The organism is Erwinia sp. BNK-24-b, from assembly GCF_047456155.1.
GTDB classification, from domain to species: Bacteria; Pseudomonadota; Gammaproteobacteria; order Enterobacterales; family Enterobacteriaceae; genus Erwinia; species Erwinia phyllosphaerae.
Genome location: NZ_CP179901.1, coordinates 3,974,439 through 3,995,433, shown reverse-complemented (window position 1 = coordinate 3,995,433; position 20,995 = coordinate 3,974,439). Strand labels below are relative to the sequence as shown.

Annotated in this window: 18 protein-coding genes; all 18 read left to right on the top strand. The window is 54.9% G+C overall.

The window, feature by feature from the left end; genetic code table 11:
- Positions 1 to 2: 2 nt before the first annotated feature.
- The 18 genes from tssM to tssG all read left to right on the top strand — a co-directional run bounded on the left by tssM (position 3) and on the right by tssG (position 20,978).
- A complete protein-coding gene (tssM, locus tag ACMGGR_RS18320; RefSeq protein ID WP_414147522.1) occupies positions 3 to 3,599 on the top strand; it encodes a type VI secretion system membrane subunit TssM in 3,597 nt (1,198 codons plus the stop codon).
- Positions 3,596 to 4,300 carry a type VI secretion system-associated protein TagF gene (tagF, locus tag ACMGGR_RS18315; RefSeq protein ID WP_414147521.1) on the top strand — a complete coding sequence of 235 codons (705 nt, stop codon included), beginning with the start codon at positions 3,596 to 3,598 and terminating at the stop codon, positions 4,298 to 4,300. Before tssM ends, tagF begins: the two co-directional genes overlap by 4 nt.
- 9 nt (positions 4,301 to 4,309) lie before the next feature.
- Positions 4,310 to 5,317: a type VI secretion system protein TssA gene (gene tssA / locus ACMGGR_RS18310; RefSeq protein ID WP_414147520.1), complete on the top strand. Its 1,008-nt coding sequence runs from the start codon at positions 4,310 to 4,312 to the stop codon at positions 5,315 to 5,317.
- 36 nt (positions 5,318 to 5,353) lie between these two features.
- Positions 5,354 to 5,881: a type VI secretion system contractile sheath small subunit gene (gene tssB / locus ACMGGR_RS18305; RefSeq protein ID WP_246760993.1), complete on the top strand. Its 528-nt coding sequence runs from the start codon at positions 5,354 to 5,356 to the stop codon at positions 5,879 to 5,881.
- Entirely contained in the window at positions 5,881 to 7,374 is a 1,494-nt protein-coding gene (tssC, locus tag ACMGGR_RS18300; protein WP_414147519.1) for a type VI secretion system contractile sheath large subunit, read from the top strand. The genes tssB and tssC overlap by 1 nt, the downstream gene beginning before the upstream one ends.
- A 234-nt stretch (positions 7,375 to 7,608) precedes the next feature.
- Entirely contained in the window at positions 7,609 to 8,091 is a 483-nt protein-coding gene (locus ACMGGR_RS18295) for an Hcp family type VI secretion system effector (RefSeq protein ID WP_414147518.1), read from the top strand.
- A gap of 58 nt (positions 8,092 to 8,149) precedes the next feature.
- Positions 8,150 to 8,581, top strand: coding sequence for a DUF5675 family protein (locus ACMGGR_RS18290; protein WP_414147517.1), 432 nt, complete (start codon positions 8,150 to 8,152; stop codon positions 8,579 to 8,581).
- A 16-nt stretch (positions 8,582 to 8,597) separates the two neighbouring features.
- Positions 8,598 to 9,320 carry a hypothetical protein gene (locus ACMGGR_RS18285; protein WP_414147516.1) on the top strand — a complete coding sequence of 241 codons (723 nt, stop codon included), beginning with the start codon at positions 8,598 to 8,600 and terminating at the stop codon, positions 9,318 to 9,320.
- Positions 9,321 to 9,574: 254 nt separating this feature from the next.
- Positions 9,575 to 10,693 carry a hypothetical protein gene (locus ACMGGR_RS18280; RefSeq protein ID WP_414147515.1) on the top strand — a complete coding sequence of 373 codons (1,119 nt, stop codon included), beginning with the start codon at positions 9,575 to 9,577 and terminating at the stop codon, positions 10,691 to 10,693.
- Between the two features lie 125 nt (positions 10,694 to 10,818).
- Positions 10,819 to 11,613, top strand: coding sequence for a lysozyme inhibitor LprI family protein (locus ACMGGR_RS18275; protein ID WP_414147514.1), 795 nt, complete (start codon positions 10,819 to 10,821; stop codon positions 11,611 to 11,613).
- A 55-nt stretch (positions 11,614 to 11,668) separates the two neighbouring features.
- Entirely contained in the window at positions 11,669 to 12,520 is an 852-nt protein-coding gene (locus tag ACMGGR_RS18270; RefSeq protein WP_414147513.1) for a hypothetical protein, read from the top strand.
- A gap of 188 nt (positions 12,521 to 12,708) precedes the next feature.
- The gene (gene tagH / locus ACMGGR_RS18265) at positions 12,709 to 14,850 is read left to right on the top strand and encodes a type VI secretion system-associated FHA domain protein TagH (RefSeq protein WP_414147512.1); all 2,142 of its coding nucleotides are present in this window, start codon (positions 12,709 to 12,711) and stop codon (positions 14,848 to 14,850) included.
- On the top strand, positions 14,850 to 15,644 hold the full coding sequence (locus ACMGGR_RS18260; RefSeq protein ID WP_414148993.1) for a PP2C family protein-serine/threonine phosphatase: 795 nt from the start codon (positions 14,850 to 14,852) through the stop codon (positions 15,642 to 15,644). The genes tagH and ACMGGR_RS18260 overlap by 1 nt, the downstream gene beginning before the upstream one ends.
- A gap of 22 nt (positions 15,645 to 15,666) precedes the next feature.
- A complete protein-coding gene (locus ACMGGR_RS18255) occupies positions 15,667 to 16,674 on the top strand; it encodes a hypothetical protein (RefSeq protein ID WP_414147511.1) in 1,008 nt (335 codons plus the stop codon).
- A gap of 24 nt (positions 16,675 to 16,698) precedes the next feature.
- Positions 16,699 to 17,508: a type VI secretion system accessory protein TagJ gene (locus ACMGGR_RS18250; protein WP_414147510.1), complete on the top strand. Its 810-nt coding sequence runs from the start codon at positions 16,699 to 16,701 to the stop codon at positions 17,506 to 17,508.
- Positions 17,501 to 18,052: a type VI secretion system baseplate subunit TssE gene (gene tssE, locus ACMGGR_RS18245; RefSeq protein WP_246761011.1), complete on the top strand. Its 552-nt coding sequence runs from the start codon at positions 17,501 to 17,503 to the stop codon at positions 18,050 to 18,052. Before ACMGGR_RS18250 ends, tssE begins: the two co-directional genes overlap by 8 nt.
- A gap of 2 nt (positions 18,053 to 18,054) precedes the next feature.
- Entirely contained in the window at positions 18,055 to 19,932 is a 1,878-nt protein-coding gene (gene tssF / locus ACMGGR_RS18240; protein ID WP_414147509.1) for a type VI secretion system baseplate subunit TssF, read from the top strand.
- The gene (gene tssG, locus ACMGGR_RS18235; RefSeq protein WP_414147508.1) at positions 19,929 to 20,978 is read left to right on the top strand and encodes a type VI secretion system baseplate subunit TssG; all 1,050 of its coding nucleotides are present in this window, start codon (positions 19,929 to 19,931) and stop codon (positions 20,976 to 20,978) included. Before tssF ends, tssG begins: the two co-directional genes overlap by 4 nt.
- Positions 20,979 to 20,995 lie beyond the last annotated feature (17 nt).

Genomic DNA, 20,995 nt, shown 5'->3' with positions numbered 1-20,995 from the left:
GGATGATGAATATTCTGTTCGCCATTATGACCAACCGGCTGATGTGGGGCTTTATCGGCATCACCGCGCTGTCATTCATTATCTGGGTGATTGGCCCGGTGTTCTCTATTGTCGATTCCCGGCCGCTGGAACCCGAAGTCAATCGCCAGATCAGTATCGCGCTGCTCTATATCGCCTGGGGCCTGAGCAACGTCGTGCCGCGCCTGTATAACGCCTGGCTCAACCGCAAGCTGATGGGCAGCCTGAACGCCGCGCCGGACGAGAACGATGTGAACGTTAAGCGCCTGACCAGCGAAGATCGCGTGCTGGCGGAACGTTTCACCGAGGCCGCCGAGCTGTTGAAAAAAGCGCACTTCAGCCGCGCGGGCAACCGTCGCTGGACGCAGCGCTTCAGCCGTCAGTATCTGTATCAGCTTCCCTGGTACATGATTATCGGCGCGCCGGGCGCGGGCAAAACCACGGCGCTGGTCAATTCCGGACTGCAATTTCCGCTGGCCGATCGTTTCGGTAAGGCGGCGCTGCGCGGCATTGGCGGCACGCGCAACTGCGACTGGTGGTTTACCAACGAAGCGGTGCTGCTGGATACGGCTGGCCGCTACACCACGCAGGAAAGCGAACAGCAGCAGGACGCCGGTGAGTGGCATAAATTCATTGAGCTGCTGCGGAAATACCGTGGCCGCCAGCCGGTTAACGGCGTCATTATCACCGTCAGCGTCTCCGATTTGATGACCCAGTCGGCAGAGGCTTCTCGCCAGCAGGCGCTTTCCCTGCGCCAGCGTCTGATGGAGCTGCACGAACAGCTTGGCATTCGCTTCCCGGTTTACGTGCTGGTAACCAAAACCGACCTGCTGCAAGGCTTTCGCGCCTATTTCAGCAAGTTTGACAAAGCGCAGCGCGATCAGGTCTGGGGCTTTACGTTTCCGTGGGAGCGCGCAAAGCAGGCTGACTTCGATCTGCTCAGCGCCTTTACTCAGGAATACGCGCTGCTGCAACAGCGTCTGGATGCCGGTTTGCCGGACACGCTGATGCAGGAAAGCGACGCCAAAACTCGTGCGGAAAGCTATCTGTTCCCGCAGGAGTTCGCGGCGTTACGCCCTCTGCTTAAAGATTACCTGGAAACGGTATTTAGCCGCTCTAACTTTGAAACCGAGTTTTCGCCGCGCGGCATCTATTTTGCCAGCGGCACGCAGGAAGGTTTGCCGTTTGACCGCGTAATGGGGGAGCTGAGCCGCACGCTACAGCTGCCGGAAAGCGAAGGCGGCAGCAGCGGAGCCTGGGACAAAGTAGATAAAGCCGCGCCTATCCCCGGTAATAAAGGACAAAGCTTCTTCCTGAAGGATTTGCTGCAAAACGTCATCTTCCAGGAAGCTGGCCTGGCGGGCAGTAACCGCTGGTGGGAACTGCGTAACCGCGCGGTGCTGTGGTCTGGCTATATTCTGCTGGCGAGCGCGTTGGTCATCGCCACGCTGCTGTGGAGCACCAGCTATCGCAACAACAAAGCTTATCTGGCGGAAGTCCAGGCCAAAGTGCCGGAAGTCACGGCGCTGAGCAAAGAGTTGCAGGCCGCCGATCTCTATTCGCTGCTGCCGTATCTGAACGGCGTGCTGCATCTGCCGGACAGCAAAGATTTCGATCTGAATAATCCGCCGGTAACGCGCCGGATGGGGCTGTATCGCGGCGAAGAGGTCAGCGACGCCACGCAGTCGCTCTACCAGAAATCGCTGAAGCAGCTGCTGATGCCGCAGGTAGCGCAGCTGATAACGACCTGGCTGCGCAATGACAACGGCAGCGACGCGGACTACAGCTACGAAGCGCTGAAGGCTTACCAGATGCTCTATCAGCCGAAGCACTATGACGGCAAATTCCTGCATGCCTGGGTAATGCTGAATATCAGGCGCAACCAGCCGCAGAACGTGACGCAGGCGCAAACCAAACAGCTCGACTGGCACCTGGCGCAGCTGCTGGAAACGCAGATTCAGGCTTCGCCTTACGCGAGGGATGACGCGCTGGTAAAGCGCGAGCAGGCGTTGATTAACCAGATGCCGCGTTCCCAGCGCGTCTATGGTCGACTCAAGCGCCTGCTGGAAAACGATGAGAGCCTGAAGCCGGTTTCGCTGGCCTCGCTGGGCGGCCCGCAGAGCGAACTGGTGTTTTCACGCAAAAGCGGTAAGTCGATTGGCGAGGGCATTCCGGGCCTGTTTACGCCGGAAGGCTACTGGAACAGCTTCGATAAAAACATTGCGGAAGTGACCAAATCGCTGCACGACGACGACCAGTGGGTGCTGGGCGGAACGGTGCAGGGCGAAACGCCGCAGCAGACCGATTACGCCGTGCGCCAGCTCTATATGAGCGATTACATGCGCCAGTGGGATGGCCTGCTACAGGATATCCAGCTGAACAACAGCGCGGATCTCTCGCAGCGTATCAACACGGCGCGTTTGCTTTCCAGCAATAACTCGCCGCTGCGCAAGCTGGTGATAAACCTTAGCCACTATCTGGTGCTGGATAAGGCCGCGCCGGAAGCGCAGAAGCAAGGCGAAGCGGACAAAGAGAGCAGCAGCAGCACGCTGGAAGCACTCTTCCATTCGCGTAAGGTCGCGACCGCCGCCGAACAGCCGCAGACGCCAGAACAGTCAGTGACCGCTCACTTCGCACCGATTACCGAGCTGGCGCAGCCGCTGGAGAAAGACGGCAAGACCATTGCCTTTGACGACTTCCTGCATCAGATCGACGATCTCTATCGCTATCTGACTGCCGTACAGGACGCAGCCAACAGCGGTATGCCGCCGCCAGCGGGCGAAGCGATTGCTCGCTTACAGGCCAGCGCAGGACGTTTGCCCGGTTCGTTACAGAACATGTTTACCAGTATGGCCGTGGGCGCCAGCAGCGATACGCGCTTGCGCGATATGGACAACATTCGCAAGCGTATCAATGTGGAAGTTGGCAGCTTCTGCCGTCAGGCGATTGCCGGACGCTATCCGCTGACGCATTCCGCCCGTGCGGAAGTGACCCCGGACGATCTGGCACGCATGTTTGCGCCGGGCAGTGGCCTGATGGACAGCTTCTTCCGTGACAACCTGGCGAACAAAGTTGATACCACCCAGGCTAACTGGCGCTTTATGCCGGGCATTGACGGCAAAACGCTGCCGGGTGGCGAAAGCGTTCTGCGGCCCTTCCAGCAGGCGCAGAGCATCCGTGACGCCTTCTTTGCTAACGGTGCTACCACGCCTTCTTATCGCGTAACGGTACGTACCGGCCAGATGGACAACGATATTTTAACCATGACGCTGGATGTGGATGGCCAGCTGTTGCAGTACAGCCACGGCCCGCAGGCGGTACAGCTGATGAGCTGGCCCGGCCCTGGCGGCACCAGCCAGGTTCGTTTACAGCTTGGCCTTGCCAACGGCACCACGGCGACGCTGGTGACCAACGGTGCCTGGGCGCTGAACCGCTTCTTTGACCGCGCGCAGCTTTCCGCCGGTAGCAGCGGCCTGAGCCGTCAGGCTTCGTTTAACGTCAGCGGCCACCACGTCACGCTCGAATTCACGCCGAACAGCATTCGTAACCCGTTCCAGCTGCCCGGTTTTGCCTGCCCATGAACAGAGATAACCCGATGTCCGCACCTTGCTGGTATGGAAAACTGCCGAGCGGCGGTGACTTTTTAAAACGCCGCTTTCCGGAGGCGCTGCTGCAACAGTGGACGAGCTGGTTTCAGGTCGGGCTGCTACACCGTCAGGAGAGCGACAGACAGGACGACAGGCAATTTGCCAGCGCGCCGGTGTGGAATTTTGTGGTGCCGCCAATGTTGGGTAGCCAGCAAATCCAGATGGGCTGTCTGCTCCCGTCCCGCGACAGCGTTGGTCGGCTTTATCCCCTGTGCGCGCTAATGACCTTTTCACCCTCGCAGTGGGCGCAGCAGCAGCTGGCGATGGCGGGCGAGTGGTATCAGCAGCTGGGGCGAACCCTGCTGAATGCCGTTCGCGAAAGCTGGCCCGCCGCGCAGCTGGATCAGGCGCTGCTGTCGCTGCCTTTGGCCCCGGTGCCGCAAAGGCAGTCGGAAATTCTGGACGTAATTGGCTATCAGGACAGGCCGAGCACGCTGAGCTGGCGTCGCGTTTCAGACTGTTTTGACCCGCAGCACTACACCAGCTTCTGGTGGACTAACCAGGTCGACGGCAATCCGCTTTATACCCACGTTCACAGCGGCAACTTCACCGGACAGCTATTTAGCATGCTGTTCGATCCCGCCGCTGGCGCGAAGCCGGGACGCCACGGGCTTTATCCGCCGATGTTTGAATAAGGAATCCATATGAATCTTGACGCGCTACTCGCACCGATTGGCAACGACCAGCCGTGCGGGGAAAACCTTGAATATGACGCTGACTATATGGCGATGGAGCAGGCCAGCGCGGGCAAAGCGGAGCAGCAGTTTGGCGACACCATCATTCCTGCCGAACCGGCGGACTGGAACAAGGTCGAGAAGCTGGCCAGCGGGCTGCTGACGCGCACTAAAGATCTGCGCGTGATGCTGGCGCTGACCCAGGCCTGGACGCAGCTGCGCGGATTAAACGGCTACGCCGATGGTTTGCAACTGATTAAGCAGTCGCTGCTGCTGTACTGGGAACCGCTGTGGCCGGTGCTGACCGAAGACGGCGACTATGACCCGTTTTACCGCATCAACGCGCTGGCGGCTTTAAGTGATAAGTCAGCGCTGACGGTGGCTTTGCGCCAGTCTCCGCTGCTGCGTAACGCTTCTGACCAGCTTTCGCTACGCGACGCCTGTGCGCTGCTCGACGGCAGCAAAAGCGAATGTGAAGAGTTCCCGGGCGGCCGCGCACGGCTAATGGATGAGCTGGCTCGTGGAGAACAGCCCGGAATTGCCGCTATTCTCAGCATAAGTGAGCGTTTACAAACTATTCGTGAAACGCTGAGCGAGCATTTGGGCGAAAGCGGCGTCCCGGAAATGGAACAGCTGCTGAAAATGGTTAATACCGTGGCCCAGGCCTGTGAAATGACCGACCTCGCCACCCTGATGCCAGCCGCGCAGGAAGAAGCTGAAGGCGCGCCCGTTCAGCAGCAGCCAGTGAAAGCAGCGCATACCGACTGGCGCAGCGTACAGCCGGAATCCCGTGCTGACGCTCAGCTGATGCTGGAAAAAGTAAAACAGTATTTTGTGCAGCACGAACCGAGTCATCCGGCACCGCTGATGATCGATCGCGTGCAGCGCATGATCGAAATGGATTTTATGAGCATTATCCGCGACCTCGCGCCGGACGGCGTACACCAGCTGGAAAACATTTTCGGCCGTCGCGACTAAAACAACTCCCCAACGCGCATACCAATGGAGAATATTATGGCTAGTCAATCCAGCGGGCAGAAATTCATCGCCCGTAACCGCGCGCCGCGCGTACAGATCGAGTACGACGTGGAGATTTACGGCGCAGAACGCAAAATCGAACTGCCTTTTGTGATGGGCGTGATGGCCGATCTGGTCGGCAAGCCGGTCGACAACCTGCCTCCCGTTGACGAGCGCAAGTTTCTGGAAATCGATATCGACAACTTCGATGAACGCATGAAGGCGCTGAAGCCTCGCGTGGCTTTCCAGGCGCAGAACACCCTGACCGGCGAAGGCAACCTGAATATCGATCTGACCTTTAACAGCATGGAAGACTTCTCGCCGGACGCCGTGGCGCGCAACGTCGAACCGCTGAACAAACTGCTGGACGCGCGTACTCAGCTTTCTAACCTGCTGACCTATATGGATGGCAAAAACGGCGCGGAAGAGCTGATTGCCAAAATCCTGCAGGACCCAACGCTGCTGAAGTCGTTAAGCCATCTGCCAAAGCAGGCTGATGACGCGGCCAAAGAGGGGGATGCGTAATGAATCCAACCCAGCTTGAACAGCAGGGCCAGCAGGCCTGGAGCCAGGACGAGTTCAGCTCGCTGCTGAACAAAGAGTTTCGTCCCAAGACCGACTCGGCGCGGACGGCGGTGGAAAGTGCGGTAAAAACGCTGGCACAGCAGGCGCTGGAAAACACCGTTACCGCTTCTGACGATGCCTATCGCACCATTCAGGCGCTGATTGCCGAAATTGACGAAAAGCTGTCAAAACAGGTCAATCAGATTATTCATCACGAAGACTTCCAGCAGCTGGAAGGCGCATGGCGCGGCCTGAATCATCTGGTGAATAACACCGAAACCGACGAGATGCTGAAAATTCGCTTTATGAGCATCTCTAAAAAAGAGCTGGGCCGCACCCTGAAGCGCTTTAAAGGTGTGGGCTGGGATCAGAGCCCTATCTTTAAAAAGATCTATGAAGAAGAGTATGGCCAGTTTGGCGGCGAGCCGTTTGGCTGCCTGGTGGGCGATTACTACTTCGATCACAGCCCGCAGGATGTGGAGCTGCTGAGCGAGATGGCGCGTATCGGCGCGGCTTCTCACTGCCCGTTCATCACCGGCACCGCGCCGGAAGTGATGCAGATGGAATCCTGGCAGGAGCTGGCGAACCCGCGCGACCTGACCAAAATCTTCCAGAACAGCGAATATGCCGCATGGCGCAGCCTGCGTGAGTCGGAAGACGCTCGCTACCTGGGCCTGGTGATGCCGCGCTTCCTGTCGCGTCTGCCTTACGGTATTCGCAGCAATCCGGTCGACAGCTTCGATTTTGAAGAAGAAACCGAAGGCGCGAACCACAACAACTACACCTGGGCGAACGCCGCTTACGCGATGGCCGCCAATATCAACCGCTCGTTCAAAGAGTTTGGCTGGTGTACGTCGATTCGCGGCGTGGAGTCCGGTGGCGCGGTGGAAAATCTGCCTTGTCACACGTTCCCAAGCGACGACGGCGGCGTGGATATGAAATGCCCGACCGAAATCGCCATCAGCGATCGTCGTGAAGCCGAGCTGGCAAAAAACGGCTTTATGCCGCTGGTACACCGTAAAAACTCCGACTTCGCCGCGTTTATTGGCGCGCAGTCGCTGCAAAAGCCGACCGAATATCACGATCCGGATGCAACCGCTAACGCCCGTCTGGCCGCGCGTTTGCCATACCTGTTCGCGTGCTGCCGCTTTGCGCATTATCTGAAGTGCATCGTGCGCGACAAGATCGGTTCCTTCCGCGAGCGTGAAGAGATGGAGCGCTGGCTAAACGACTGGGTGATGAACTACGTGGATGGCGATCCGGCCAACTCCTCGCAGGAAACCAAATCCCGCAAGCCGCTGGCCGCTGCCGAAGTGCTGGTGGAAGAGCTGGAAGACAATCCAGGCTACTACGCCGCGAAATTCTTCCTGCGTCCGCACTACCAGCTGGAAGGCCTGACCGTTTCGCTGCGCCTGGTTTCTAAGCTGCCTTCACTGAAGAGTGACGATGCTTAACGGCAAAGCGGCTTAACAACGTTTACGGTGAGCGACCTCTCGCTGGCCGCTAACGCGGCGCTTTTGCTGACAAAATTATGCTCCGGAGCGAGCAATCCTGGTTCTGAATGAAGCCTTAGGGAATCTTCGGAAATAGGCGAAGGAAAAGGGGGCGACTTGTTCTCCCCGCTTTTCTTTTGTCCTGTCGCTGCTTTATTAAAAGCAAAATGTTAAATCAATAAAGAGTAGAAAATAATGGCTATTGATATGTTTATGAAGGTTGACGGCGTCACCGGTGAATCTAAAGATTCTAACCACACCGGCTGGACCGATATCACTTCTTTCTCCTGGGGCGCTTCTCAGCCTGGCAACATGTCTGTTGGCGGCGGCGGCGGTGCAGGTAAAGTAAACTTCAACGATCTGCACGTAGAGGCGCTGATCGATAAGTCTACTACCGCACTGCTGAAAAACTGCGCCAGCGGCAAGCACATCACTAAAGTTGAGCTGTCTATCTGCAAAGCAGGTGGCTCTCAGGTTGAATATTCTCGCATTACGCTGGAAGACGTGCTGGTGACTAACGTGCAGTACGTTGGCGCAGACAACGGCGACACCGTTGGCATGAGCTACTCCTTCCAGGCTTCTAAAGTGAAGCAGCAGTACTGGGAGCAGAGCTCTTCCGGTGGTAAAGGCGCAGAAAGCAGCGCTGGCTGGAATATCAAAGAGAATAAAGAAGCTTAATATTATTGCAATCCCCTTAGCAGGGGATTGCATCATTTTGATATAAAAGGATTTGTTTATGAAAGGAACCATTCTGGTTAAAAGAATATTACAGACTGAAAAATCGACTATCTCACGCTATAGTATCCCGGGTACAAAAATTTCCGGTTACATGTTAGAAAGGCCTGGCCCTGATACGACCACGCCTAATAAAAGGTTAAGGGTTCCGGAAGGAATTTATCATCTTAAATGGCATGCAACCATGAAAGGGTCAATTAAAGCATATAGCCCCTTCCCACAATTATACAATTCAGAAGTTTCTTTAACCCGTTATATTTTAATACATAACGGAAATAAACCCGAGCATACTGATGGATGCCTTCTGATTGGTAGTTCAAAAGCGATAGATTTTATCGGAGGAAGTGTCGGTAAACTAAAAGAGCTAAAGTTATTCTTACAAAAGAATGGCATTGAAAATTTTAAATTAATAATAAGCTCGCAATATGAATAAAATTTAAGGAGAAATTATGAAAAAGCTTAATTTATTAATCGCTGCTTTGGTTTCGGTTTGTTTATTCTTTTTTAGCTCAATTGCTTTTGCGAGCAATCAACAAAGTACCACAGGTGTCTTACAGGCTTATTGGTTCCCACAATGGACAGATGAAGGAAGTCCAAAGGCACCGCTTATAATGATGCGGTTTTTCGAAACGGATGGTAAAAAAAATAGAACATACTACCTTTATGATGTTAAACAGAAGAACGGGGTGAAAGATTATTTCAAATTACAAGAAACTGAAAAATTCATTAAGAGTAATTTTAAAGATACTCCTGAAGAGTTTTTTAAGTTCAAAGAGGGTCATACAGAGCAGGCCGGCACATTGACTTTTTCTGATGAAATGGTGATTGCTGAATGTGACAGCAAAAAGACTTATGCGAAATTTAGTTCTTTTAAACCGATTTCAGTAAATAATTTTGATATAAAAGAACTTGAATTGAAATCCGGCTGCGACCCACAACCATATTCAGTTATGTTCACAGTAAAAGAAGGGCACGGAGACGTTTTTTTAAAATCCAGGCCTGAAAGCCTGAGCGATAATGTTATTGATAAACCTGTATCTCAACCCTTAGTGAAAATTAGAACCGTTAATAATAATTGGGTATATGTTTCATTATATGATGCGTCTCAGCCAGATTCGCAATCTAAAGTAAAAGGGTATTTGAATATTAAAGATTTAGATATGGTTAATTAGTCATTTTTCCTCCTTAAACTAACCGTAAAAATACTTGTAACATATACCTGAGTAGAAAATTTTCCTGAAAAAATAAGTTTGAGGTTTTTATGCTATATTGAAATTTATCGTAGCTGATATTTCCCTTGTAGTTTAAGGTAAGCGTTAAATTCGATACGTTAATTCGATTTGTTTTCTTATTTAAACACTGTCGCCGTTATGCGAAAAAAATATCAGAGCACAAATCACAATAACTAAATACCAGTGAAAAATAAATGAGCCGTCTGCTTCTCTCTCTTTTTTTATACATTCCTTTTTTTGCCAGCGCCAGCGTGACGCTAGGCGCAACCAGCGTTACCTCTTATGAAAAATCTGTTTACGAAGAGGGAGAGAAGCTCGCTATTGAGAACGCTGCTCCTCTGGACAAGCAAAGTTTTTCGCTTACCTCAGATAATAAAAAGTTGGGTGATTTTATTACCGGCCAAGGCTTCAGTGATAAAGATACTAATATCTGTTTTGTCAGCTGGGCGACGCAAGCCGGAAAAGTTGATCTGCTGGTGCCAACGATAGGAAAGGCTGATTGGGAAGCGGAAGTCTGTAATAAGACCATCGCAGTAGGCATTTTATCAAAAGATGAAGAGCCGCAGATTAAAGTCGGGGTCATTTATTTAGCGCAGTCTCCCAATGCTTTGGCTACAGAGTCGATAATTTTCTCTATAGATAAAGAAAAACAAACGCTACGTCTGGATCAGGCACTGACTGAAAAAATTGGTTCACAGGGTGCAACCTCGCTTGGTAGCCTCAGGCGACTGTACCAGCGCGAGCAGCAGCTACCGGAAAATAAAGCGCTATCAGAGACAGACAAGCAGCAGCCTGCAAGCAGTAATGCGCAATCAGAAACTGAGAAACCACAGCCTGTAATAAACAGCATAAAGCCAGAAGTGGTACAGCAGCCTGCAAACAGCGCGAAGCCAGAAGCGGTAAAGCAGCCTGTAAACAACGCGAAGCCAGAACCAGAAGCGGTACAGCAGCCTGTAACAAACAACGCGAAGCCAGAAGTAGTGGTAGCGCAGCCAGCAGAACATAGCGTACAGCCACAAACAGAAAAGCAGCAGCCTTCGGAAGATGGCTCGCTGCTACAGGTAGAAAACATTGTTAAGGCTCGCCAGCTGGTAACCGATCCGGGCTGTGTTGATTATCTGCTGACGAAAAATGACGAGCCTGGTGTTGATTTGGTCGAGATAGTAGAAAAACACAGTGATGGCTGTCCGGGCGATCCTGCCATTGAACATCGTCTTTTTAGTGTATACGTCGATCAAAAAACAAAGCAGATGCTTAGCGATAAAGATACCCAGGTTGACGGTACTTTTACTCCACTGTTACCGGCAGGATAATACAGACACGTTATGTTCTGGCTGCTGAAGGAAGCACGGTATTAATATACACAAGCCTTATATCGTTGCTATATTCGCAAATCTGTAGTTGCAAACTGAAATTAATAAAAGCCGAAGGAAATTATGTGCGTATTCAAATTATTTTAGCGGCTCTTTTACTGACAGCGGACTACACCGCAGTAGCTCAAACGTTGCCGACAGCGCTTATCGGCAACTGGCAAATAGAACATGTTGGTATCGATGACTGGAATACAAGCACACACTACGGCATACCGGATGATCCTTTTTTGGTTGGCCGTCGCGTAGTAATAAGCAACGTCGAAATCAGTTCACCAATGAGTACTGTGGCAGATTGTAAAACACCAGCAATCAACAGTGGCCCGACTATGGCGCTTGATAAACTTGTTGAAATGACCAGGGGCAATCGCCAGTCGGCACCGGCGAAGCCAGTCGCTAAAGATTTTGATCTTGCATTCCCGGGAAGCCAGCAGGTTACACCGATGATGCTTAGCTGCGAGCAGGGAAAGTTCGCCGATGAGGGAGTCAACATCAAAGCCTGGCTGGTTGTGGCAGATAAAAATACGCTGCTGGTGTCAGGCAATATGAGCAGTATTCTGACCTTAAAAAGATTACCTGCTGATGCGTTACCGTCGCCCTCTTTTAAGTGTAATAAAGCAACAAAAGTCGACGAAAAAACGATTTGTGGCTCATTTGATTTAGCTGCATGGGATATGAGCGTTAACGATGCTTATGGCGCTGCCAAATGGCAATTAAAGCAGGTGGACGATAAGCAGGCTTTTAACAATACGGTGAAATCTCAGCAGGCCTGGATAAAACAGCGCGAAAAATGTGGTGAGGACAAGCAGTGCCTGTATCAAAGCATGTTTAATCGTATTGACCAACTCAGCGAAAACTATTGATTCTTCGTACGACGACTTTCTAATTATTTAATTTTCATCTCCACCGGAACCCAGCATGAAACGCGTTTTACTTTCTCTCGCTTTATTTACCAACGTCGCCGCAGCCAGCCCGCATCTGGTGGCAGCGGATGCCGATACTTTTACTCCAGCGCTAGCGGAAAAAGCGCTGTCGCTGGATATCGCTGGCGCAGAGCCGTTCGGCCAGCAGACCTTTGCCGTACGGGATAACGGTCATCTGCTGGGCGTAATGGTGCCGGGCAAAGGTCTGCTGCGGGCCGATATGAACGCCTGCTTTATTGGCTGGTCGCGCGATGGCGAAAGCCTGGCAAATCTGCTGCCGACCATTGGCTTTGAACGCTTTAACGGCGAAGCTTGTGAAGACGTAAAAGGCGTTGGAGTCATCTCTCCGCCTGGTGATAACGAAGTGAAAATTGCGGTGATTTATACCGCCACCACGCTGGTTGAAACCTCGCTGGTCGCTGTGGTGCTGGCATACGATCCGCAGTCCCGCTCTCTGGTCGTGGATAACGCGCTGTCGCAAAGAGTGAATGATGCATCAATGGATAGCATAGCGAAAATCCGCCGCTTTTATGCTACGCATCCTGAGAGCACTGGTATTTTTGATAGCCCAAAATACATCGCCAGGATTACCACCTGGTGCGAAGAGGGGAACCTCGATTGCGATGATGTCACGCTGGATTCAAAAAGCAAAATCAGTGGAAAAAGCATTTTTCTGCATGGCTCCACCGTTAATGTTAACTGCCCGGATGTTTGCGACTTCCGCGGATATAAATTTGAAAATAATGGCTATCTCTATTACTTCGTCGACAACGATGTGGGCGGATTAACGCTGGATATTTTCAAAGACGGCAAGGTTATCGACAGCGTAGACGGAACGCTTCGCTAACGCGCATTAGCAAAACCATTTAAAAGCGGCTGGCAGATCTGAACAACAGGAAAAAGGCACGACGCGACGCCCTCATGTCATGCACCTGACCAGGTTCTTTGTGTCGGCACAATAAGCCAAATTTTAGTTTCAACTCCCGCCGGTGAACCTTTCCCGGTGCGGCCCGACATTCAACGCAGGAAAACGTGATGCGATTTACGATAATAGCGACCAAACCCGGTCAGCTGCCGCCGCAGAGCAGCTGCGACTTTCTGCCGCCAGGCGGCACCATCGGTCGTGGCACCGATAATAATCTGGTGCTGCCGGACGATGACCGTACTATCTCTCGTTTGCAGGCGATTGTGCATATTACCGCCGACGGCGAGTGCCGCATTACCAATCGCGGCAACGTCACGCTGGTGCACCTGAACGATATTCCGCTGGAGCGCGGTCGCCAGGTTGATTTGCAGGATGGCGATATCCTCAGTATTGATGATTATCGTTTGCAGGTTACCGAGCTGCACTCGGCGCAACCTGCGGCCAGGCCTGCCCCGGCGGCGCGTCCCGCTGTCGCGGCACCGAAGCCAGAAAATGCGCCAGCCGCCATTCCTACTGAAATCTGGGACAGCCTTGCGCAAGAATTTTCGATTACCGACAGTCTTTCCAGCCGCGGCAAGCCAACGCCAGCGGGCGCTAATCCGTTAACGGAAAAAGCGGAAGATCGTAATCCGGTCGATCCGCTGGCGCAGCTGGCAGCAAAGCAGGATCCGCTAAACCTGGATCGTCGGGATCGTACGCCGGATTCCCTGTTCAGCAGCGAATCGCTGTTCGATCAAAAAAGCATATTCGACGACAGCACGCCGGGCACGCTAAGCCAGCCGCAGGATAAAAAGCAGAGCCTGGACCCAATGGCGCTGTTTGGCCAGGGCAATAGCACACCAGCGGGAGGTAACGATCCGCTGGGGCTGATGATGGGCAACGCCGTACCGTTAACGCCGCTGGACGAGCCGCAGCCTGCCTTTGTGCCGCCAACGCCAAAAGCGCTGGATAGCGAAAAACCGAAAGCCGCCGCGCCGCAAAGCCCGCGTCAGGATAACAGCGCCAGTCTTAACAGCTCGCCGCTGTCTAATGAAAGTACCGATCTCAACAGGTCACCGCTGTTTGGCGACAACGAGGATCTTAATAAGTCACCGCTGTTTGGTGACAGCGAAGATCTTAATAAGTCACCGCTGTTTAGTGAAAGCGAGGATCTCAGCAAGTCACCGCTGTTTGCTGAAAATGCAGATCTTAAGTCGCCGCTGTTTAATGAAAACGCCAATCGTGCACCGCTTGCAGAAAGCGCGCAGGATGATGCCGACTTCGGCAGCACGTCGCTGTTTGGTGAAAATGCGGATCTCAGCAAATCGTCGCTGTTTGGTGAAAGTGCGGATCTCAGCAAATCGCCGCTGTTCGATGAAAGCGCAGATCTCAGCAAGTCACCGTTATTTGATGAAAGCACCAGCCGCCATCAGTCAATGCAGTCAGAGGAAAGCGCAAATCGTAGTCAGTCAGTGCCGTTTGACGAGGCGGCACAGCAACCGGCCGCGCAGCAGCAGCAGGACTACGGCGGCATCACGCTGCCAACGCCGCAGGCCGTCGCACGCAACAATACGCCGCCGCCAAAGGGCCGCCTGCGTATCGATCCGGTGGCTAATACGGCCGCGCAGCAAAATAGCACAGCAGGCAACGGTCAACGCCTGGACGGCGAGCTGCTGGACGCGTTGATGGGCGGTATGGGGCTTAACGATCTGCAACCAACGCCGCGTTTCGACAGCGAGGCGATGCAGGAGCTGGGCCAAATGCTGAGCATGTTCTCGCAGGGCACCGTTGCGCTGCTGTCGTCACGCTCCATCCTCAAGCGCGGCGTGAAAGCAGAAATGACGGTGATCCTTGACGAGGCCAATAACCCGTTCAAGCTGCTGCCTTCCGGTAAATCAGTGCTGATGCAGATGTTCGGCAGCCGCATGCCGGGCTTTATGCCGCCGAAGCAGTCGGTCCGCGATGCGCTGGTCGACCTTCAGGCCCACCAGCTGGGCATGATCGCCGGGATCCGCGCCATCATCGCCTCCATGCTGCAATCATTTAACCCGCAGCAGCTGGAAGAAGAAGCGCGTGAGGAAGGGGCGATCTCTCGTCTTTCTTTACCGAACAGCCGCAAAGCCGCGCTGTGGGAACACTTCACTAAACGCTACGGCGAAACGGCGGGTGAAATCGAGGATGACTTCCACACCTTATTTGGCGAAGCCTTCCTGCACGCCTACGACATGGAAGTGAACCAGTACAAAGATTCTCAAATCAGATCGGAAGAATGATGAATATCACCATTGCCTCTATGTCGCATCAGGGCGCACGCGAAAGCAACCAGGATCAGACCGGCGAGCACATCGGTGAACGATCGGCCTGTTTTGTGGTGTGCGACGGCGTGGCGGGGCTGCCGGGCGGAGACGTCGCGGCAGAGCTGGCGCGCGACACCATTCTCCAGCGCTTTGACGGCGAGCGGCATCTGGATGCGCAAAGCATTCGCCAGTACGTCAATGACGCTAACCGCGCCATCCGCCAGCAGCAAAAGGCGGTCAGCGACTACAAGCGCATGGGCACCACGCTGGTCAGCCTGTTTATCGACAGGGATTTTGACCTGGCCTACTGGGCACACGCGGGCGACAGCCGCCTGTATCTGTTTCGTCGCGGCTATCTGTACCACGTCACTACCGACCACAGCCTGGTGCAGCAGATGAAAGACGCCGGACACCAGACCGAAGGCATCAACAGCAACCTGCTTTACTTTGCGCTTGGCATGGGCGACGAAGAGCGTGACGCCAGCTATAGCGATGTCGTAGAGATTGAAGACGGCGACGCTTTTCTGCTCTGCACCGACGGTTTCTGGCATGGGCTATCACAAGAAAATATGCAGGAGTCGCTGCATATGGTAAATACGCCGGACGAATGGCTGACGCTGATGCAGGAAGTCATCCGCAAAAACGATCTGCAATCCGCCGTCAGCCAGGACAATTACAGCGCCGTCGCCGTTTGGGTTGGCGATCCACAGGACACCACGCTGATGCATTCGCTTGAGGCCGCAGCGCAGTTTTTCCCTCTTCGTGATTAAATTAAGGCCTTCAGAAACGATTATGAAATATTGGCTACCAGCACTTTCCCTGCTGATTGCATCCGGTGCCTGGGCACAGGATTACCGCGTCGTGAACGCGAAAACACTGCAAATGGATGTCTGGATTGATAATGTCAAAGACCAGAGGCCTGCCAGCTGGTGCAGGCGCGAAATCCCGCTGCGTATTGTGGCAAACGGCAATAAAAATCCGGTGAAGGTCAAAGAACTGCTGCCGCAGGTTGCCAACCTGATGTCGCAAAACTGTGCAAAACTGGCCTCGTTCCAGTGGCAGCTGACCGACATTAACGGTACGGCGCTGGCGCACGGTAGTGCAGCTAAGGCAGAAGGCTGGCTGAGCAAGATCGAAGTTGCTACGCCAGCGCCGGCAGCAGTGCCTACGACTGCGCCGACTGCGCCAGCAGCTGCACCGGTAACGGAAACCGCCGCGCCGGTCGATCCAGCAGATCTTTCGCCACCAGCAGATACCACGCCGTGGATCCAGTTCAGCCTGCTGGACGGTTGTCACTTCCGCACCTACTGGAACAGCAATAGCCAGACCAGCGCGCTGTTTGTTCCGGCAAAAGGTGGCGTTACCTGCGGCAGCGACGGCTGGCTCAGTGGCGACAGCCAGATTGCGCGGCTGGGCAAAGGCGCGGCCAGAAAGCAGCAGGTCAGCTTTTTGCAGGGCTTCCCGGTGTCTGGTCTGAATAGCAAAGCGGCGGGTCGCGATATGCAGATTACCACCGTCAACAACGAGCGTATGGTACTGAGCGATGAAAGGTCGCCGCAAAGCTGGATGATTGTGCCTTATGCGCCCACACTAAACGGCTGGCAGGCCGACGGCACCGTCGTGGTGGCGATGAGCCAGCAGGAAGCCAGCGACGCCAGCACGTTAAAAGCGCGTCTGGATGAGGTGCGTAAAGTCTGGTCGCCATACCTGACCAACGGCAAGTTGACTATCCGGCTGGTGGATGAAATCCATCCTCAGCTGAAAGACCCGGCTGCCGGTGCTTACCAAACGCTTAACTAATTGATTGCCCGCCAAAGGAAAGCTATGAAATCTCTGACTGAACTGATGTCCGGCGACACGCTTGCACAAACGCTGGCGCGCGTCGAAAACGACATTAAGAGCCGCCCGGCGGATGCCGATTTGCGCGCGGCCTTTGTACAGCTGCTTTGCCTGGCGGGCCACTGGCCGCGGGCGAAAACCCAGCTGAAATCCTGGCTGGCGTTAAAACCGCAGGCACAGCCAACGGTCACGCTGCTGGAGCAAACCATCACCGGCGAAATCCAGCGTGCGGCGGTCTTTGATGGCCTGGCGATGCCGAGAATGCCCGGTGAGGCGTTTGCCTGGGCGGAAGATTTACTGAAAGCGCTGCGTAAAGAGCATGCAGACGACGCCGTTGAGCTGCGCGCGGCGGCTTTTGCCGCAGCCCAGCCCAGCCCGGCTCGCGTTACGACGCAGGACGCCGCGCAGGCGGTGGAATGGCTGATTGATGGCGATGGCCGTCTTGGGCCAGTCTGCGAGCTGATCGTCAACGGACACTATACCTGGCTGCCGTTTGCCGCCATCCACGAGATTCGTTTTCAGGCTCCGGCCAGCGTGACCGATCTGGTGTGGCGTCACGCCGCCGTTACGCTGACCGACGGTAGCGAACAGGTTTGCCAGCTGCCGGTACGCTATCCGTTTACGGATATGGCTGCTGACAATCTGCGGATGGCCAGCGTGACGGAATGGACGCCGCTGGATGACCAGCAGTTTATCGGTCACGGGCAGAAAACCTGGCTGAGCGCAGAGCTGAGTTTTCCGCTGCTGAGCCTGACGCATCTCGTTTTTGCCGGAGCGTTAGCCGACCATGAGTGAAGGCAGGGAACTGCTGCACGGCGGCTACCGCCAGCGCGGCAAAGAAACCATGACGGCTCGCGACAAAATGCAGCCGTCGCTGCTGGACAGACTGACCGATAACGCGCCGGACAAGCAGCAGGAAGCCGCCAGCAGCCGCGTTATTTCGCATAACGCGTTAAGGCGCAGCGTCCTGCGCGATTTGCAGTGGTTGTTCAACAGTATCAACAACGAAGCGCAACAGGATCTCTCGCCGTTTCCGCACGTGCAGCGCTCTGCCTATAACTTTGGCGTGGCGCCGCTGGCCGGACAGCGCATGTCCGATATTGAGCTGACTGACATTCAGCGCAAGCTGACCAACTCTATTCTGCATTTCGAGCCGCGTATTTTGCCTGCGGGTCTCCAGGTACGCTGCGTGTCGGATACCAGCTCGCTGACGCTGCACAACGTGCTGTCGATAGAGATTAAAGGGCGGCTCTGGTGCGTGCCTTATCCGTTAGAGTTCTTGTTTCGTACCGATTTAGATTTAGAAAACGGCCATTTTGAGCTGAAAGATGTAGGGTAATCATGGACAGCAAACTGCTCGATTATTACAACCGTGAACTGGCGTACCTGCGCGAAATGGGGGCGGAGTTTGCCGAGCGCTATCCCAAAGTCGCCGGGCGGCTGGGCATGAGCGGCATAGATGTGGCCGATCCCTACGTCGAGCGATTGATGGAAGGCTTCGCCTTTCTGACCTCTCGCGTACAGCTAAAAATGGACGCCGAGTTCCCGCGCTTTTCCCAGCGCATGCTGGAGATGATTGCGCCTAACTATCTGTCACCGGTGCCTTCGATGGCGATTGCCGAACTGCATCCCGACGGCAAAAAAGGCGATATCAGCGGCGGCTTTCTGGTGCCGCGCGGCACCATGATGGATAGCCAGACGCTGAAAAAAAGCGGCGTCACCTGTAGCTACGCCACGGCGCACGACGTCGTGCTGCAACCGCTGCGGATTAGCCAGGTAGAACTGGGCGGCGTACCTGCGGATATCCCGCTTGCCGGGATGGGACTGAGCCAGCGCGGCGCGGTCAGCGCGCTGCGTATTCGGCTGGAATGCTTTAGCGAGGTGGCGTTAAACCATCTTACTTTCAAAGACCTGATGTTTTTCTTAAGCGGCCCCGATATTCAGGCACAGCAGCTGCTGGAGCTAATAATGCAGCACACCGTCGGCAGCTTTTGCCAGACGGTAGAGAAAAACCCACAGCGTATTGTGCTGGACGACGACGCGCTGAAGCAGGAAGGTTTTGCTGCCGATCAGGCGCTCTTGCCGGAAGATCTGCGCAACTTCGACGGCTATCGGCTGCTACAGGAATATTTTGCTTTTCCGGCGCGCTTCCAGTTTGTCAGCGTCAGCGGCCTGGGCGATCTGCCGCTGCGCTGTGGGCCAGAGGTAAACGCGTTTGAAATCGTGCTGCTGCTCGACAAGGCCGACGCGGCGCTGGAAAGAGTGATCGATAAAAGCCATCTGGCGCTGCACTGTACGCCGGTGATTAATCTGTTTCCGAAAACGGCGGAGCGGCAGAAAATCAGCGACAGCGTGCATGAATATCATCTGGTGGTCGACAACATCCGCCCGCTGGATTACGAAATCTATTCGGTGAAGAAGCTTTACGCCACGGGCGATCGGCAGCAGCAAGAACAGATATTCAGGCCGTTCTGGAGTACGTTCAGCCGCGACGAAGGCGACTATGGTGCTTATTTCTCGCTGCGTCGCGAGCAGCGCACGCTGTCGGAACGGGCGCAGCGCTACGGCACGCGTACCGGCTATATTGGTTCAGAAGTTTTCCTGTCGCTGGTGGATGAACGCCATTCGCCGTGGCGTAACGATTTACGTCATCTGACGGCGGAAGTGATGTGCACCAGCCGCGATCTGCCTCTAATGCTGCTGGCGCAGGAGCAGGGCAACTTTATGATGGCGGACTCGGTGCCGGTCAGCCAGTTGACGTTGCGGAAAGGCCCCACGCCGCCGCGTCCGGCGCTGGCGGAAGGGCTGGCTACCTGGCGGCTGATCAGCCATTTGCAGATGAACTATTTAAGCCTGATGGACAGTGACGACGGCCAGGGCGCAACGGCGCTGCGCCAGCTGCTGGGGCTGTATGCCAACCTGGCGGAAGCGCCGGTCGCACGACAGATTGAAGGCATTCGTCATTGCCAGCTTAAACCGGTAAGCCGCCGCGTGCCGGAGCCGGGCCCGATTGTGTTTGCGCGCGGCATCGGCATTGAATTGAGCGTTGACGAGCAGGCGTTTTCCGGTGCAAGCCCGTGGCTGTTGGGCAGCGTGCTGGAGCAGGTGTTTGCCAGACTGGTGGCAATTAACAGCTTTACCGAGCTGACGCTAACCAGCCAGCAGCGCGGCGAGGTCGGCTACTGGCCGGCGCGGATGGGGAAAAGGGCGCTGATATGAACGTGCTGCAAATTCGCAAAGCGCAGCGGCTGCCGGAAGAATTCTGGTCAGGGGTAACGCAGGCGCCCTGGCGCTATGATCTCTTTCAGCTGCTGCGTCGGCTGGATGCCCAGAGCGGCGAGCGTTATCCGCTGGGCCGTGCGCCTTTGCCGCGCCACGAACCGTTGCGTATTGGTCAGGAGCCGTCGCTGGCTTTTGCGCCCGCCACGCTGTCAAAGGCCGCCCCGCGTGACAATACGCCACTGCACGATATCTCGATTTTAAGCTTTGGCCTGTTTGGCCCCAACGGCCCGCTGCCAACGCACCTGACGGAATATGCCCGCGAGCGCATCACGCACCATCAGGACAGCAGCATGTCGGCCTTTGCCGATCTGTTCCATCACCGCCTGACGCTGCTGTTCTATCGCGCCTGGGCCGATGCGCAGCCGACGGTGTCGCTGGATCGCGAAGACAACCAGCGCTTCGATCGCTATCTGGCCAGCCTGATCGGCATGGGCCAGCCGGGCCAGCTGGAAAAAGGCAGCCTGAGCGACCACTCGCGCTATGCGGTGGCCGGACATCTGACTCGTCATGGACGCGATATCGAAGGCCTGCAAAAAATCCTTAGCCACTATTTCAACGTGCCGGTAAAGCTGGTGGGAAACGTGCCGCACTGGCTGCCGATTGATAACCGCGAGCGGGCAAAGCTGGGGGCGGGAAGACGCGCGCCAAAGCTGGGCGAGTCAATGTTTCTGGGCGTGGCGGTACGCGACGTGCAGCATAAGTTTCGTATTGAGCTGGGCCCGATGCCGCTGGAAACCTATAACCGCTTTCTGCCTGGCGAACCCTGGACAATCGCGCTGCGCGACTGGGTACGTCAATATCTGGGCATTGAATACGTCTGGGAACTCCGGCTGATTTTAGCGCAGAACGACGCGCGCGGTATCCGGCCAGGCGATTCGTCACGACTGGGTTTTAACAGCTGGCTCGGCCATACAAAAGAAGACCGACCGCTGCATGATTTAACCTTCAGCCCGGAACCGGCGGAGCAGATTGCTACCCGGTAAACAGGCCACTCTCTCTG

Bases quoted from the DNA above. Each gene is read 5' to 3' on its own strand.
- tssE (WP_246761011.1), top strand. From the start codon at position 17,501: ATGAGTGAAGGCAGGGAACTGCTGCACGGCGGCTACCGCCAGCGCGGC.
- ACMGGR_RS18255 (WP_414147511.1), top strand. From the start codon at position 15,667: ATGAAATATTGGCTACCAGCACTTTCCCTGCTGATTGCATCCGGTGCC.
- tssG (WP_414147508.1), top strand. From the start codon at position 19,929: ATGAACGTGCTGCAAATTCGCAAAGCGCAGCGGCTGCCGGAAGAATTC.
- tssC (WP_414147519.1), top strand. From the start codon at position 5,881: ATGAATCCAACCCAGCTTGAACAGCAGGGCCAGCAGGCCTGGAGCCAG.
- ACMGGR_RS18270 (WP_414147513.1), top strand. From the start codon at position 11,669: ATGAAACGCGTTTTACTTTCTCTCGCTTTATTTACCAACGTCGCCGCA.
- ACMGGR_RS18250 (WP_414147510.1), top strand. From the start codon at position 16,699: ATGAAATCTCTGACTGAACTGATGTCCGGCGACACGCTTGCACAAACG.
- tssF (WP_414147509.1), top strand. From the start codon at position 18,055: ATGGACAGCAAACTGCTCGATTATTACAACCGTGAACTGGCGTACCTG.
- ACMGGR_RS18290 (WP_414147517.1), top strand. From the start codon at position 8,150: ATGAAAGGAACCATTCTGGTTAAAAGAATATTACAGACTGAAAAATCG.
- ACMGGR_RS18260 (WP_414148993.1), top strand. From the start codon at position 14,850: ATGAATATCACCATTGCCTCTATGTCGCATCAGGGCGCACGCGAAAGC.
- tagF (WP_414147521.1), top strand. From the start codon at position 3,596: ATGAACAGAGATAACCCGATGTCCGCACCTTGCTGGTATGGAAAACTG.
- ACMGGR_RS18295 (WP_414147518.1), top strand. From the start codon at position 7,609: ATGGCTATTGATATGTTTATGAAGGTTGACGGCGTCACCGGTGAATCT.
- ACMGGR_RS18285 (WP_414147516.1), top strand. From the start codon at position 8,598: ATGAAAAAGCTTAATTTATTAATCGCTGCTTTGGTTTCGGTTTGTTTA.
- tssB (WP_246760993.1), top strand. From the start codon at position 5,354: ATGGCTAGTCAATCCAGCGGGCAGAAATTCATCGCCCGTAACCGCGCG.
- tssA (WP_414147520.1), top strand. From the start codon at position 4,310: ATGAATCTTGACGCGCTACTCGCACCGATTGGCAACGACCAGCCGTGC.
- ACMGGR_RS18280 (WP_414147515.1), top strand. From the start codon at position 9,575: ATGAGCCGTCTGCTTCTCTCTCTTTTTTTATACATTCCTTTTTTTGCC.
- tssM (WP_414147522.1), top strand. From the start codon at position 3: ATGATGAATATTCTGTTCGCCATTATGACCAACCGGCTGATGTGGGGC.
- tagH (WP_414147512.1), top strand. From the start codon at position 12,709: ATGCGATTTACGATAATAGCGACCAAACCCGGTCAGCTGCCGCCGCAG.